Below are 14635 nucleotides of genomic sequence, written 5' to 3' on the forward strand. Positions count from 1 at the left end.
CGCTCTGCCCTGGTCGGTTGCCGCCCGCCGGCGTCAGCCCATCGCCCGCCGGCGTCAGCCCATCGCCCGCCGGCGTCAGCCCATCGCGCGCAGCCGGCCGGACAGGTCGCCGGCGAAGAAGTCGAGGAAGCCGTCCGGGTCGGGGCCGGCGTTCTGCAGGACGATGTGGTCGAAGCCGGCCCCGACGTACGACCGGACCTTGGCGACGTGCGGTTCCGGGTCCGGGCCTACGGCGAAGAGTTGCCGGATGTGCTTCTCCTCGACGTACGCGCTGGCCGCGTCGAAGTTGACCGGGTTCGGCAGCTCGCTCATCACCTTCCAGCCGGTCACCAACCACCGGCTCGTCTGCAACACTGCCTGCACGGCCTGTCGTTCGTCGGTGGCCCAGGCCAGTGGCACCTCGGCGTAGCGCGGGCCCGAACCCTGTGCGCGTCGGTAGTGCTCGACGATCGACGCGTCTGGTTCGGTGGCGAACAGGCCGTCGCCCAATTCGGCGGCGAGCCGCGCCGACACTTCACCGCTGGCCGCCACCGCGATCACGGGCAGGGTGTCCGGCAGATCGAAGACCCGGGCGTCCTCCAGTTGCAGGTGCCGGCCCTCGTACGACTGGTAGCCGCCCTGCCAGAGCAGCCGGATGATCTCCAGCGCCTCGCGTAGTCGCTCGTGTCGGCCCCGCACGCTCGGGAAGCCCTGCCCGACCACGTGCTCGTTGAGCCGCTCGCCGGCGCCCACCCCGAGGGTGAACCGGCCGTCGGAGATCAGCGCCATGGTCGCGGCGGCCTGCGCGATGATCGCCGGGTGGTAGCGGACCGTCGGGCAGGTGACACCGGTGGCCAGGCGCAGGGTGCTGGTCTTGGCCGCGATGGCGCCGAGCACGCTCCAGGTGTAGGACGAGTGCCCCTGCACGTCCAGCCACGGGTGGAAGTGGTCGCTCATCTCGACGAAGTCGAAACCAGCCCGCTCGGCCAGGACGGCCTGTCGGATGATCTCCTGCGGGCCGTACCCCTCCGAGGCCAGCTTGTAGCCGATCTGCATGCCACGCTCCCGACTCCATCCGGCGACTGACGCCCGATCGTTTCCCGGCTGTGGCACCGACAAACGCCGCCGCACCCTGCGAACCAGCCTCCTAGGACGCCTCAGGGGGTGTGCCGGTCCGCACGAACAGATCCGAACACGCGGCTGACCAGCCCGAACATCCAGGTGACCGTTCGGAACAGAGCTCAACTCTTTCTCGGGTCGGCATGGGGCCATGACACTTCCTGGCATCCGAAAGGGCCAGCCGGAAGCCGAGCGCGGGCACCGGACCGCTGTCCGCCTCGTGCTGGTCGACAAATGGCGGGACCCGACGAATACCGATCAGTGCCGTCGCCCGGACAGGTCGCGGCAGAGCCGACAGGGGAGTGCCCGATGACCAACCGACTGTTCCGCCGTGCCGCCGCCGTGGTCGTGGCGGCCGTGCTCGGGGGCGGTGTAGCCCTCGCCGCCGCGTCACCAGCCCAGGCCGCGACTACCTGCAAGCACGGCGAAAACACGGTGGCCAGCCCGACCGGTGGGGCGGGAGCCACCGCAGCGGCGGGCATCTGCATCGACAGCACCGGTCACGCGTGGATCGACTGGTACGACTACAACTACGTCAAGGACCGTAAGGCCGACGGGTACGCCGCCCGCGTGTACGTCTACTGGGCGACGCGGTACACCGGAGCGATCGCCGTCGACGACACCGCCACCTCCCAGCCCGCCATGCTGAGCTGGGAATCCAACGGCGGCACCCAGTACCGCTGGACGGAGGTCTGGGTCTGCCTGGGCTTCGCCCAGCCCGAGGACGGCAGCGGCCGCTGCGCCCTGGTCGTCTACCACACCTGATCGGCCCTACCGAAGCGCACCGGCCCGTGCCCCTGACACAGGGGCACGGGCCGGGGTACGTCTGTCGTCTACTTGGAGGGCTCGGGCAGCTTGCAGTCGACCTTCGGGTTGGCGCCGATGTAGTTCAGCGGCCCGGCCACGATGGTGACCAGGATGGTGCCGGCCTCGGCGCAGTTGGTGTCGTCGCCGCTGTAGTAACCGCGCTGGCCACCGGCGATCGCGCCGATCACCAACCAGATCACGACGATGACTCCGAGAATCGAGGTGCCGCGCATCGCTGCCTCCTGAGGTATGTGGTGGATCTGAGGTGCAGCCGTTGTACCCAATCGGGTCGCGCGGCTAACGGTTGCGTGCTACAGCCTCCGCCGGATCCTCCATCCGGCCGATGCCGTCCACCGTTGTGTACCGCCTGGGCATCCGCCGCCCGCACCGGGTAGCGCCTGTCGGCTATCGGATCCGCGACCGACCTCGCCGTCATCAGGGTGAGTGGACGTAGAACTGCCTCACGGCCCCGCCGAGGAGGACTCATGGACGCCCCGACACCGCCCCTCTACATCGACCGCCCCGAAGACGTCGCGGTCGCGGCCCGCGCGCTGGCTGGCGGCGCGATCGTCGCGGCGGCGTTCGCCAACTTCTACGTCATCGTCACGCGTCCCGACGCGGCCACCGTCCGGCGGGTCAACCTGGCCAAGGGTCGACCGGTCCACCAGGTCGGCAGCATCACCACAGCGATCGGCCGGATCCCGGGGATGTTCGACTGGACGCGGATCTCGCCGCGCCTGCCGGTCGGTCGGGTGCGAGCGCTGATGGATGCCCTCTACGGGGCCGGGCCGTTCGGCTTCCGGGGGCCGGCGGCCGAACGGCTCCCCGACCACCTCACCCAGATCGACCAGGGGATGCGGACCACCCAGGTGATCGCACCGGGCCTGACCTGCCCGTCCAATGCCTTCTTCGAGCGGGCGCTCGCCGAGACCGGAACGGATCACCTCTACATCACCTCGGCGAACCGGTCCCGGCATCTGACCGGCGCGACGGAGGAGCCGGCGCACTGGAAGGCGGGAGCCCTTGCCGCCGACTTCGCCCACCTCGACGATCTGGTGGTGCTCGTCCACCGCAACGAGGCGGCGGCCCGCGCCGCGTACCCGGGTTACCTCACCACGTCGGTCACCCTGCTGTCGTTCCACGCACCGGAGGGTGACCTCGAGGAACCGCCGGTGCTCACCGTGGACCGGCACGGATCGCTGCACCTGGACGACGTCCGCCGGGCCGCCGCGCCGCTCGGCCTGCAGGTGCGCCTGGCCGGCGGCGCCCGGGAACGGTTGCAGGTCCGGGGGTACGCCGGGGCACTGGTGTGAGCGGCTACCGCGTCGGCCTGGTGGTGCCCAGTTCCAACACCACAATGGAAACCGAGATCCCGGCGATGCTGCGCCGACGCGAGGCCGTTGATCCGACGGTCCGCTTCACCACCCACGCCAGCCGGGTACGGCTGCGCCAGGTGACCCCCGACGAGCTGGCCCGGATGAACCGATCCGCCCTACGGTGTGTCGCCGAGCTGGCCGACGCCCACTGCGACGTGCTCGCGTACGCCTGTCTGGTGGCGGTGATGTGCGAGGGCGCCGGCGCGCACGAGCGGGCCGAGCGGCGGTTGGCCCGCGCGGCCGGTCGTGCCGGGCACGACATGCCGGTGGTCACCAGTGCCGGCGCGCTGGTCGCCGGGCTGCGGGCGTTGGGTGCCCGCCGGGTGGCCCTGATCGCGCCGTACCTGCCGCCGTTGACCGCGACCGTCGCTGCCTACCTCGCCGCGTACGGCGTACAGGTGACCGACGCGGTGAGCCTCGGCGAGCCGGACAACGTGGCGGTCGGGCGCATCCCCGCGGCACGCCTGGTCGAACTGGCGGATCGTCTGGACGTGACCGACGTGGACGCGGTGGTCCTCTCCGCCTGCGTGCAGCTGCCGTCGTTGGCGGCGGTGCCGCAGGTGGAGGCCCGGCTCGGTCGCCCGGTGCTCACCGCGGCGACAGCGACAGTGCATCAACTGCTCACCGGTCTGGGTGTCGAGCCGTACGTGCCCGACGCCGGCCGGCTGCTGGCCGGCCCGACTGCGGGGTGAGTGCGGGGTTGAGGAAGAGCGGTTGGCGGCGCTGAGGCCGAGGTCGGTGGGTCCGTCGTCGCGTCCTAGTCCTCTGGCTCCCAGGCGATCAGCTGGTCGAGGACGCGCACGTCGCCCTCGATCCGCAGCGCGTCCATCGTGATGCGGCCGTAGCAGAACATCACCAGCTCGTTGGCCGTGCCCCGGACGGAGACATGGGCCACCTCCGGGCCCTCGTCGGTGACCGGCGTGCGGAGGCGGGCGGTCCGGGCGCCGTCGGCGGAGAACCAGAGCCGCCAGGAACGGCCCTCGGTGGCGTGGTAGTCGACGACCGCGGGCTTGTGCGGCCACGCGGCCGTCGTCGCGACGCAGGTGGTCACGAACTCGTCGACACCGTCGAGGGCCACCTCGTCCGGCAGCGGCTGCGGGGCGCCCACGGCGACCTGGGCGTCGTAGGTGTGCACGGCGACCTGCTGGAGCTGGTGCCGGGCGACGGCACCAGTCGTCTGCGGAGACTGCGACGGACCCCACCACGTCCAGCAACCACGATCCGGGCCGGCCTCCCGCAGCGTGGCCAGCAGCTCCTCGGTCGACGCGGCGAACCAGGCCAGTAGGGCCTCGCGCTCGTGGGGCGCCACCGCGGCGGACATCGCCGGAGGAGCGTCGGCGGGCCCCGCGGCCACGATGGCAGCCCACTTGCGGCGCCCATCGCCCAGGTGCTGCACCAGGTCGAACAATGTCCACTCGGGGCAGGTGGGGACCCGCACGTCGAGGCTGGGTGCCGCGACGACTGCCGCCTGGAAGGCGGCCGATCGTTCGTCCATCAGCCGCAACAGGTCAGCGAACCCCAGAGTCTCTTCCACCGCGGCTTTGTACCACCCCCCTCCGCCAACCGACAGCGGATTACCCGCCTCCGGCGGCGGGGACACGCGGAAAATCCGTTGCCTGGCGGCCAACGGGTTGACGATGCTGACACGCATGGATCAGTGACCAGTGGCGCACGTGCGCGATGACGACGGGTTCGAGTCACCTCCCCGTCTCCGTCCGCCGCGCCACTCGAAGCCCGCACCGCAGGAGCGGTGCGGGCTTCCCTCACGCGACGTGATCTGCGACGTCGTCCCAGCCGGTGTGCTCCCCGCCGAGATGCCGGCTGCCCGCCACTGGATCCGGGAGGCCCCCCGGGGCGCGCCATCGCGCTGCCGCGCGCCTCCTGCCTAGACCTTGGAATGGCCGAAGCCATGAATAGTTCCCGTCATATCCGCGTCGCGGCCGACCGTCGCGGATCCGGCATCGACCGCAAAGCGCTGTGGGTGGTCAGCGAGCTCGGACTGCCGACCATCGTCAAAACCTGCGTGTCGTGCAGGTCCACCCGTCACCGTCCCACCGGGAAGATCCGAGTCAACGCGAACCACAAGCTGCTTGACGTGTGGCTGCTGATCTGTTGCGACCTGTGCGGCCGCACGTCGAAAATCCCCGTTCACGAGCGCGTGAACGTACGGGCGCTGGACAACGAGCGGCTGCTGAGGTTCGAGAACAACGATCCGGCCATGGTGCGACAGCTGACCATGGACGCGGCGCGATGACCTGCGCCGTGGGGCGGCCCCCGTACCAACCGGCCCGCCGGCCGTCGTGGTCGGCGGGCCGGCCCGGCGCGGAGCGCGGTGGTTCAGTGCGGCGGTGCGGGAGCCTCCGGCGGCTTGCCGTGGCTACGCCGGAAGTCCGCGTAGGCCACGCCGGCCAGCACCAGCAGCCCGCCGAGGGAGGCGAACACCGGGGCCAGGTACAGCAGGCCGGGGGCGATGGTCAGCAGCACCAGCACCCCGCCGGGTCGGGACCAGGACACCCGGCTGAACACCTCGTACTCGAAGGAGGCCCGGCCGGCCAGGAACAGCGCCGGGCCGCCGAGGATCACCGCCAGCCAGGCCGGCGGCGTGCGCCCGGTCGGCTCGTGCAACACCAGGTGGAAGCCGGCCGCCGTGGTGACCACACCGGCGATCATCAACAGATGGGTGTACGGGGCGCTGAACAGGAACTTGCTGGGTGACTTGGCGGCCTGGATGGCGGTCGGCAGCAGCTCGCCGGACTTGTGCACGTAGATCCGCCAGAGCAGCAGCGTGGTCAGGAACGCCACCGCGAACGCCCCGATGTTCTCGCCCTCGTTGTGTTCCATGCTGAACATGGTGCCGATCGTCAGGATGGCGTCGCCGAGCGCGATGATGAAGAACTGCTGGTAGCGCTCGGAGAGATGCTCCGCGGTGACGTTTCGCTGCCGCTCGGGCACCACTCCGAGCCCCGGCACCGGGTACGCGAGCCGGAAGCCGACGTAGTCGATGGCGAGCGCGGTGGCCCAGCACGCGATCCGGGCGTCCCCGCTGACGAATGCGCCGATGAGCCACGGGATCGCCGACACCGCGAACCAGATGAAGATGCGGGCCGCCCGGCGCTGGGTCTGCGGTTCGCGGCGTACCGCCGGCATCAGGAACAGCCCACGTCCCAGGTGGATCGCCACGTACGTGCCGGCGAAGACGAGCCCTCGATCGTCGAACGCCTTCGGGATCGCCGTGGTCATCAGCAGCGCGCCGAACATCACGGCGCTGATCAGCAGCTTGATCTCGGTGCGTTCCGGGTTGTAGAGGTCGGTGACCAGGGTGGTGATCGTCCAGGTCCACCAGACGGCGGCCAGCATGATCAGTGCCTCGGCGGCTCGGTGCCAGTCGAGCTGGTCGACCATTCCCCGGGAGATGAGCGCCAGCGCGACCACGTACACCAGGTCGAAGAAGAGTTCGAGGAGGGTGACCCGGCGCGGGGCCTCCGGGTCGCGCACCGGCGGACCGCTGGCCCGCGGCGACCCGGGCTCCGGCTCGGCGAGATGCACGGGTTACTCCTGCGGAACCGCTCGACTCGACGGACCTGTCCGGTCCACCTCAACGGACGGTAACGAGCGGGGGAGCGCGGGATCCCGCGTTCGCTCCCCGCTTCCCCCGACCGAGTTGATCGACAGGGGTTACCCCGGTTGCGGGGATGTCGAGTGGATCTCCTGCCCACGGGGTGCGGCGAGGGCGTCGACCAGGCGGCGGGCCGAGCCGGCGAGGTTCCATCGTTGGGCGAGCTCGAGCAGCCGATCCGGGTCGGCCGGCGCGGTCGGCAGCGCGGTGGGCAGCTCCGGCAGGGGCACGTCCAGGGCGACCCGGACCACCGTCGGCGCGACGCCCAGATAGTCGCGCGCCGCGACCAGCTTGGCACGCAGGCCCGGTGCGAAGGACGAGTCGGAGTCGTCGAGCGCGGCCAGGATTCCGGCGATGCTGCCGTAGCGCTCGATCAGCCGGGCGGCGGTCTTGTCGCCGACGCCGGCCACCCCGGGCAACCCGTCACTCGGATCGCCGCGCAGCGCGGCGAAGTCGGCGTACCGGTCGGCCGGCACGCCGTAGCGGGCCCGCACCGCCGCGTCGTCGCAGTCGTCGAGCTTGGCGACACCGCGCCCGACGTAGAGCAGCCGTACCGGTCGGGCGTCGTCGACGAGCTGGAACAGGTCCCGGTCTCCGGAGACCACCTCGACCGGACCCGGCTGGGTCACCGAGAGGGTGCCGAGCACGTCGTCCGCCTCGTAGCCGGTTGCGCCGACCGCTGTGATGCCCACCGCGGCCAGCACCTCCAGGATCATCGGCACCTGCGGGGAGAGAGTGTCCGGAACGACCTCGCCGCCCTCGGGGGCGACCCGGTGCGCCTTGTACGACGGCAGCAGGTCGACCCGCCACGCCGGGCGCCAGTCGTAGTCCAGCGCGCAGACCATCCGGTCGGCGCCCCGCACCCGGATCAGGGTGGCGAGCATGTCGAGGAAACCGCGCACCGCGTTGACCGGGGTGCCGTCGTCGGCCTTGGCGACGGACTCCGGAATGCCGAAGTAGGCCCGGAAGTAGAGGCTGGCTGCGTCGATCAGCAGGATCGGGGGTCGGTGTGCCACGCCGGACAGCCTGGCACAACCGTCCGACGATCTGGCGTACGCCCGGCCGCCCGGTGGTGTCAGCGCCGCTCGTCGTGCCGGTAGACGGTCTCCCGCCGGGCCAGGTGCTGCACGATGTAGCTGGTCACCAGCAGCAGGATCGCGACCACCACCTCGACCCAGGCGGCGACGCCGTCGGCGACGGTGACGCCGATGATCAGCAGGACCAGGCCGACGAGTGCGAGGACCCCGGCCCACAGTTGGTGGCGACGGCGGGTCGCCGCCCGGTTCGCCTCGTTTCCTGCCACGTCGGTCCTCCCGGTGGGGTCGCCCGCGCGGGCGACCCGATCCCAGGCTAGGGCCGCGCGGGCGCGCCGGGCCGGAAAACGCGGGCGGAGCACCTGCCCGGCCGGTGGGCGCGGTCGATCAGTACGTGCGCGGCGCCGATGTCCTCGGCGAACGGAACCGGTCGACGGGCGGAATGTGAAATCGCCCTTGTGGCGGAGGATAGGAAATTTGCTCTCACGCCGCTGGCGAGAGCCGGTGTTAGCACCTCTGTCATTAATGCGTCACTGTCAGTGACAGTCGCTTCGCGTTCACCGATGGAAGGCTGTCGATGGCAACCCGGCCCGCCGTGCGAGCCGTCCAGGGCCGAGCCGCCCGCCAAGGGGCAGACCTTTCGGCGTTCTTCTTCAGAAGAGGTGTCACATCATGCGAGACGGATTCGCGGATCGAACCAACGACGAGTTCCTGCAAGAGGTGCTGAGCAGGGTCAACGAACTGCGGGCACGGCACGGATCGTCGCTGCTCACCCTCGACCCGGAGCTCGTGGAGTACTCGAAGTCGCGGGCGTCCTTCATGGCCGAGAAGGACAACCTCACCCACGAGGGTCTGCGATCGGGCACCGGTGAGAACGGGGCGTGGGCGGGTGCCTCGACTGGCCCCACGGCAGGCTCCGGGATCGCTGCCGTCGACTCCTGGTACAGCGAAATCAGCAACTACGCCTTCGCCACGGGCAAGGCCATCGACTCCACGAAGGCCATCGGGCATTTCACGGCACTGGTCTGGAAGAACACCACGAAGCTGGGTGTGGGGCGGGTCGCCGGCCAGGGCACGAAATGGTGGGAGACCTACATCGTGGCCAACTTCTCGCCGCCCGGAAACATGGGAGGCCAGTACGTGATGAACGTGGTGCCCGCGAGCTGACACACCGACCCCTCGCGGCGGGCGTGCCGGCGGCAACCGGTGCGCCCCCCGCGCTGCCCCGAACTGCCATACGGGCCAGGCGACGGGCATGCCATCATCACGGCCTCCTTCCGCACACCCGACACCGGCCGGCCAGCACGTATGTCGTCGTCCCCGTCCGCCACAACAGTTCGTTCCAGACTGGAACGGACTATAGTCGGAGCGGGAGCGACGGAGGTGGCGGGTGCGGCGAGAGGATCTTGCCGATGCGGACTGCGGCATCGCGCAGGCGCTCGGCGTACTGGGGGACTGGTGGACGTTCCTCATCGTGCGCGACGTCGCCGGCGGAACGACGCGCTTCGACGCGCTGCAACGTGAGCTGGGCGTCAGCCGTCGGGCGCTGACCGAACGCCTCGGCGCGCTGGTCGAGCACGGCGTCCTGGAGCGCCGGGCGTACTCCCGGCACCCTCCGCGCTACGACTACCTGCTCACCGGCAAGGGCGAGGGGCTGCTGCCGGTGCTGATCGCCCTACAGGACTGGGGGACGAGGCATCTGATGGGCGACGGTGAGCTGACCGCGACGGCCGACGCCGGGTCTGCCGAGGCGCGCCGGGCGCACGACCTGATCGGGCGGCGGTTGCCCGAGGCCGTGCTGCCGGGCCTCGACGGTCAACCGGTGTCGGTGGCCGCGACGGGCGCCTGGCGCGTCCTCTATCTCTTCCCCGGGGCGTACGCGCCGGGGACGCAGGACTATCCGCCGGCCTGGTCGGAGATTCCCGGTGCCCGTGGCTGCACCCTGGAATCGACCACCTACGCCAAGCGGCACCCGGACTTCCAGGCCGCCGGGGTGCGGGTGTACGGGATCAGCACGCAACGCCCGGACCAGCTCGCCGACTTCGCCGCGTACGCCGGACTGCCGTTTCCCCTGCTGTCCGACCAGGACGGCCGGTTGGCCGCCGGGCTGCTGCTGCCCGTCTTCCGCGCCGGTGGGATGACCCGGTTCAAGCGGCTGACGCTGCTGGTCGACCCGACGACGGTGGTCCGAGCCGTGCAGTTCCCGGTCACCGACCCAGCGGGGTCGGTGGACGAGATGCTCACCCTGGTCCGCGCGCACCAGGTGTGAGCCCCCCGCTTGGGTAGCTGTCCCAGGCAGTCCCGCCGCGTCCCCGAGGTCGGCCCTCAGTCGGTTGCCGCGTGCCGCAGTGCGGCGAGCAATCCGTCGAGCGCCGGCTGGCCCAGCGATGTCTGCCGCACCGCCGCCTGGATCGCCCGAACGGGTTCCGGGTTGCGGATCTTGCGCATCACGACGCCGGGGTGCCGGTTGGCCAGCGCAAGCCACGCTCTGGGTAGGTGGTGCCGTGCTGACGGTGGCCTTCCTGCCCGTGTTTCTCTCGCCCCTTCGCACCCGCCGCGACTTGCCGGAATCGCCGGCGGGCAAGGACGACGACGGCGCCGATCAGCGAACCGGGTCGCTGGTGCTGGCCGGTGCGAACCGTCCGGTGGCTGAAACGCCGGGTCTGCGGTAAGGGCCACCACCGCCGAACACCGACCGCGCCATGATCAGGTAATTGGCGAGCTGGGACAGCAACCCAAGCGCGGGGCCGGTTCGGCAAGGGCCTCTTGTTGACGTGCGTACGTCAACAAGAGGCCCTCCTTACCCCTTGCCGTCAGGCCGGGAGCGTCCAGCGCTGGTTGGCACCGGCGAAGCAGTCCCAGATCTGTAGCCGGGTGCCGTCGGTGGAGCTGTTGTCGCTGGCGTCCAGGCACTTGTTCGACTGCGGGTTGCGCAGGGTGCCGTTGGACTGCGCCTGCCAGACCTGCGCGCCGCTGCCGTTGCAGTCCCAGAGCTGGACCTTCGCACCGTTGGCGGTGGAGCCGCTGGCGATGTCGGCGCACTTGCCGAGGGCGCGCAAGGTGCTGTCGCTGGCCACGGTCCAGGTCTGCGCGTTGGTGCCGTTGCAGCTCCAGAGCTGGACGGCGGCGCCGTTGGCGGTGCTGGCCGAGGCCACGTCGATGCACTTGCCGCCGAGGCCGGTGATCTGGCCGGTGCGACCGGTCGGCGGCGGGGTGGTGCCGCCCATGATGGTGTCGTACATGGCGCTGACCAGTGAGGTCGAGCCGCTGGTGTCCTGCGACAGCTCCCAGTTCATCACGCCGCCGGCGTTGGCCAGCGCCCACTGCGTCTTGCGCTTCACCGTCGGGATGCCGTTGTAGCACTGCTGCGCGCCGCCGGCGGTGGTGCAGTCCCGGTTGGCGTTGGCCGGGTCCAGCGCGACGAGCGCCGAGTAGGTGAAGTAACCGGGACGGCTGTAGAACGGGATGCCGAGGACGGCCTTGCTGGCCGGTAGGCCGCGGGCCTTCCACAGGTTGATGCTGTTGATCGACCAGTCGTAGTTGGCGTGCGGGCTGCCACCGTCGTACGCCATGATGTTGAGCCAGTCGACCTGGTTGAACACGGCCGTCTGGACGCCCTGGACGCTGCCGCCCTCGGAGACCACGGCGGCGGTGAGCAGCTTGCCGCGGCTGTGCATCGCGCTGCCGAGCTGCGTCATGAGCGCGGTGTAGTTGTTGGCCGAGGCGCCCGGGTCGGGGTATTCCCAGTCCATGTCGACGCCGTCGAGGTTGTACTGGTTGACGAAGTTGACCAGGTTGTTGACGAAGTTGGTGCGGCTGCCGGAGTTGGCGGCGAGCGCCTCGAAGGCCGAGTCGTTGCCGTCGTTCCAGCCACCGACGGCGATCGACACCTTGACGTTGCTGGAGTGCGCCCGGGAGACCAGCGAGGAGAGTTTGCTCGGGTTCTCCACCGCGCGCAGGCTGCCGTCGTTGTTGGGCAGCACGAACGCGTAGTTGATGTGGGTGAGCTTGTTGTACTGGATGGCGTTGACGTCGCCGGCCCAGGATGGCATGTAGCCGACGCTCTTGAAGTTGTTCGGCAGCACCACGGCCTGTGCGGCGGTGGAGGTGACGGTGAGGGTGGCGCCGGCAGTGGCCAGCGCGAGCAGGCCGGCGGCGAGGGCGCGGCGCAGTGGTGAGGACATCGGGGGCCTTCCCGTGGGCGGGGGACGACACCCGCCCGCGCAGGGTTGTCGCGGGCGGGGGGTGCGGGACGCAGGGACGGGTGGGCCTCGAGGCAGCCAAATCTTAAAGAGTGTTAACTGTCCGCGTCAATCAACATCTGTGGATTTCCGGTCGACCGGTGTCAATAGGGTGTTTCCCCAAACGACCGTTAAGCTGGCGGGGTGGGAATCGACGAGCTGTATCCGCCGGATCGGCTGATCGCCGCGCAGCGCGCGGCGGCCGCCGCCGGCCTGGACGCCCTGCTGCTCACACCCGGCTCCGACCTGCGGTATCTGACCGGGTACGACGCCCACGCGGGGGAGCGCCTGACCTGCCTGGTGCTGCCCGCCGAGGGCGAGCCGACCCTCGTCGTGCCCCGGCTCGAACGCCCGGCCGCCGAGGCGTCCCCGGCACCGACGACCGGGGTACGCATCGTCGACCACGTCGACGGCACCGACCCGTGCCCCCTGGTCGTCGCCGCCCTCGACGGCCCGGTCGCGACGGTCGGACTCGCCGACCGGATGTGGGCCGAGCAGGTCCTCGGCCTGCGCGCGGCGCTGCCCTACGCCACGCAACGGCTCGCCGGGGAGGTGCTGCGCGAGCTGCGGATCCGCAAGTCCCCGGCGGAGGTCGCGGCGCTCGCCGAGGCCGGCGCGGCGATCGACGAGGTGCACCTGCGGATGGGCGAGTGGCTGCGCCCCGGGCGCACCGAGGCCGAGGTCGCCACCGACATCGCCGCGGCGATCCGCGCCGCCGGGCACGTCACCGTCGACTTCGTCATCGTGGCGGCCGGGCCGAACGGAGCCAGCCCGCACCACGGCACCTCCGACCGGCCGATCGGCGTAGGTGAGCCGGTGGTGGTCGACATCGGTGGCACGATGGCGTCCGGCTACCGCTCGGACTGCACCCGCACCTACCTGGCGGGCGGAGCGGCGCCGGCCGACTTCCTGGACTACTACGCGGTGCTGCGCGACGCCCAGCGCGCCGCCGTCGAGGCGGTGCGGCCCGGGATCACCGCCGCGGAGGCCGACGCTTCAGCCCGGGCGCCGATCGCGGCCGCCGGCTACGGTCCCGCGTTCCTGCACCGCACCGGCCACGGCATCGGTCTGGACGGGCACGAGGAGCCGTACCTGGTGGCCGGCAACGACCGACCCCTCGAGGCCGGCATGGCGTTCTCCATCGAACCGGGCATCTACCTGGCGGGCCGGCACGGCGCCCGCATCGAGGACATCGTCGTCTGCACAACGGACGGCGTGCAACAGCTCAACACCACCCCCACGGAGCTCATCGCGCTATGACTGTCGACCGGATCCTCCCCACCGACGAGGCCCACGACCTGCTGGGTCTCGCCACCGAGCTCGCCGACCGCGAGCTCGCGCCGAAGGCCGCGGCCTTCGAGGAACGCGCCGAGTTCCCCCGCGAGGTGCTGCGCACGCTGGGCCGCGCCGGCCTGCTCGGCCTGCCCTACCCCGAGGAGTACGGCGGCGCGGCGCAGCCGTACGAGGTGTACCTCCAGGTGCTGGAGATCCTTGCCAGCCGCTGGCTCGCGGTCGCCGAGGCGGTCAGCGTGCACACCCTGTCCTGCTACCCGGTGGCGGCGTTCGGCAGCGACGAGCAGCGCAAGCTGCTGCCGGACATGCTCGGTGGCGAGTTGCTGGGCGCGTACTGCCTCTCCGAGCCGCAGGGTGGCTCGGACGCGGCGGCACTGACCACCCGGGCGGATCGCGACGGCGACTCGTACCTGGTCTCCGGCACCAAGGCGTGGATCACCCACGCCCGGACGGCCGACTTCTACAACATCTTCTGCCGTACCTCGGGGCCCGGTCCGAAGGGAATCTCCTGCCTGCTCGCCGACGCGGGCACGGCCGGCATCACCCCGCAGGCGGCCGAGCGGACGATGGGGCTGCGCGCCTCCCCGGTGGCGCAGATCGCCTTCGACGAGGCGCGGGTGCCGGCCGACCGGCTGATCGGCGGCGAGGGGATGGGCTTCACCATCGCCATGTCCGCGCTGGACTCCGGCCGGCTGGGCATCGCCGCGTGCGCGGTCGGGCTGGCCCAGGCCGCCCTCGACTACGCGGTCTCCTACGCCCGGGAGCGGCAGCAGTTCGGGCGCTCCATCATCGACTTCCAGGGGCTGGGGTTCCTCCTCGCCGACGCGGCCACCCAGATCTCCGCCGCCCGCGCGCTGACCCTGGCGGCGGCCCGGCTGCGCGACGCCGGCCGCCCGTACGCGATCGAGGCGGCCAAGGCGAAGCTCTTCGCCACCGACATGGCGATGCGGGTGACCACCGACGCGGTGCAGGTCCTCGGCGGCGCCGGTTACGTGGCCGACCACCCGGTGGAGCGGTACATGCGCGAGGCGAAGGTGTTGCAGATCGTGGAGGGCACCAACCAGATCCAGCGGATGGTGATCTCCCGGGCGCTGGCCAAGGACTGACGACGGCGCGTGGTGGCGCGGCTGCGGTGGGTGCGTCGCGGCCCGTCGCGGCCCGCCACCCGGG

At 71.0% G+C, this 14635-nt stretch carries 17 protein-coding genes; 9 read left to right on the top strand and 8 right to left on the bottom strand.

Annotation, left to right across the window (positions count from 1 at the left end; all coding sequences use genetic code 11):
• Positions 1 to 75 precede the first annotated feature (75 nt).
• Complete coding sequence (locus tag IW248_RS09125) at positions 76 to 1035, bottom strand: TIGR03557 family F420-dependent LLM class oxidoreductase (RefSeq protein ID WP_196926587.1); 960 nt, start codon at positions 1033 to 1035, stop codon at positions 76 to 78.
• 372 nt (positions 1036 to 1407) lie between these two features.
• On the opposite strand from IW248_RS09125, the gene IW248_RS09130 reads away from it, so the two are divergent.
• Entirely contained in the window at positions 1408 to 1863 is a 456-nt protein-coding gene (locus IW248_RS09130; protein ID WP_196926588.1) for a hypothetical protein, read from the top strand.
• Positions 1864 to 1931: 68 nt separating this feature from the next.
• Here IW248_RS09130 and IW248_RS09135 read toward each other — a convergent pair whose 3' ends face one another.
• A complete protein-coding gene (locus IW248_RS09135; protein WP_007460667.1) occupies positions 1932 to 2138 on the bottom strand; it encodes a hypothetical protein in 207 nt (68 codons plus the stop codon).
• 252 nt (positions 2139 to 2390) lie between these two features.
• On the opposite strand from IW248_RS09135, the gene IW248_RS09140 reads away from it, so the two are divergent.
• Positions 2391 to 3218, top strand: a complete 828-nt coding sequence (locus IW248_RS09140; protein WP_196926589.1) for a hypothetical protein — start codon at positions 2391 to 2393, stop codon at positions 3216 to 3218.
• Positions 3215 to 3973, top strand: coding sequence for a maleate cis-trans isomerase family protein (locus IW248_RS09145; RefSeq protein ID WP_196926590.1), 759 nt, complete (start codon positions 3215 to 3217; stop codon positions 3971 to 3973). Before IW248_RS09140 ends, IW248_RS09145 begins: the two co-directional genes overlap by 4 nt.
• A gap of 65 nt (positions 3974 to 4038) precedes the next feature.
• On the opposite strand, the gene IW248_RS09150 is transcribed toward IW248_RS09145, so the two are convergent.
• A complete protein-coding gene (locus tag IW248_RS09150; RefSeq protein ID WP_196926591.1) occupies positions 4039 to 4815 on the bottom strand; it encodes a maleylpyruvate isomerase family mycothiol-dependent enzyme in 777 nt (258 codons plus the stop codon).
• Positions 4816 to 5178: 363 nt separating this feature from the next.
• Between IW248_RS09150 and IW248_RS09155 the strand changes: the two genes are divergently transcribed.
• Positions 5179 to 5535 (top strand): DUF1062 domain-containing protein, encoded by a 357-nt coding sequence (locus IW248_RS09155; RefSeq protein ID WP_231396242.1) that lies wholly within the window; start codon positions 5179 to 5181, stop codon positions 5533 to 5535.
• An 83-nt stretch (positions 5536 to 5618) separates the two neighbouring features.
• Here IW248_RS09155 and IW248_RS09160 read toward each other — a convergent pair whose 3' ends face one another.
• From IW248_RS09160 to IW248_RS09170, 3 genes are all read right to left on the bottom strand, one after another.
• Positions 5619 to 6827, bottom strand: coding sequence for a low temperature requirement protein A (locus tag IW248_RS09160; protein ID WP_196926592.1), 1209 nt, complete (start codon positions 6825 to 6827; stop codon positions 5619 to 5621).
• 129 nt (positions 6828 to 6956) lie between these two features.
• Complete coding sequence (locus IW248_RS09165) at positions 6957 to 7913, bottom strand: 5'-3' exonuclease (protein ID WP_196926593.1); 957 nt, start codon at positions 7911 to 7913, stop codon at positions 6957 to 6959.
• Between the two features lie 59 nt (positions 7914 to 7972).
• Positions 7973 to 8200, bottom strand: a complete 228-nt coding sequence (locus IW248_RS09170; protein ID WP_196926594.1) for a hypothetical protein — start codon at positions 8198 to 8200, stop codon at positions 7973 to 7975.
• Positions 8201 to 8603: 403 nt separating this feature from the next.
• Between IW248_RS09170 and IW248_RS09175 the strand changes: the two genes are divergently transcribed.
• Both IW248_RS09175 and IW248_RS09180 read left to right on the top strand, forming a co-directional pair.
• Complete coding sequence (locus tag IW248_RS09175) at positions 8604 to 9098, top strand: CAP family protein (RefSeq protein ID WP_196926595.1); 495 nt, start codon at positions 8604 to 8606, stop codon at positions 9096 to 9098.
• 223 nt (positions 9099 to 9321) lie between these two features.
• Complete coding sequence (locus IW248_RS09180) at positions 9322 to 10200, top strand: winged helix-turn-helix transcriptional regulator (RefSeq protein WP_196926596.1); 879 nt, start codon at positions 9322 to 9324, stop codon at positions 10198 to 10200.
• Between the two features lie 56 nt (positions 10201 to 10256).
• Here IW248_RS09180 and IW248_RS33480 read toward each other — a convergent pair whose 3' ends face one another.
• A complete protein-coding gene (locus IW248_RS33480; protein WP_269155061.1) occupies positions 10257 to 10379 on the bottom strand; it encodes a hypothetical protein in 123 nt (40 codons plus the stop codon).
• A 56-nt stretch (positions 10380 to 10435) separates the two neighbouring features.
• On the opposite strand from IW248_RS33480, the gene IW248_RS09185 reads away from it, so the two are divergent.
• Entirely contained in the window at positions 10436 to 10603 is a 168-nt protein-coding gene (locus IW248_RS09185) for a hypothetical protein (RefSeq protein ID WP_196926597.1), read from the top strand.
• 141 nt (positions 10604 to 10744) lie between these two features.
• On the opposite strand, the gene IW248_RS09190 is transcribed toward IW248_RS09185, so the two are convergent.
• A complete protein-coding gene (locus IW248_RS09190; RefSeq protein WP_196926598.1) occupies positions 10745 to 12115 on the bottom strand; it encodes a glycosyl hydrolase family 18 protein in 1371 nt (456 codons plus the stop codon).
• Positions 12116 to 12316: 201 nt separating this feature from the next.
• On the opposite strand from IW248_RS09190, the gene IW248_RS09195 reads away from it, so the two are divergent.
• Both IW248_RS09195 and IW248_RS09200 read left to right on the top strand, forming a co-directional pair.
• Entirely contained in the window at positions 12317 to 13432 is a 1116-nt protein-coding gene (locus tag IW248_RS09195) for a M24 family metallopeptidase (RefSeq protein ID WP_196926599.1), read from the top strand.
• Positions 13429 to 14571 (top strand): acyl-CoA dehydrogenase family protein, encoded by a 1143-nt coding sequence (locus IW248_RS09200; RefSeq protein ID WP_124815386.1) that lies wholly within the window; start codon positions 13429 to 13431, stop codon positions 14569 to 14571. The genes IW248_RS09195 and IW248_RS09200 overlap by 4 nt, the downstream gene beginning before the upstream one ends.
• Positions 14572 to 14635: the final 64 nt, after the last annotated feature.

The sequence above is a fragment of the Micromonospora ureilytica genome (assembly GCF_015751765.1).
Lineage (GTDB): Bacteria > Actinomycetota > Actinomycetes > Mycobacteriales > Micromonosporaceae > Micromonospora > Micromonospora ureilytica.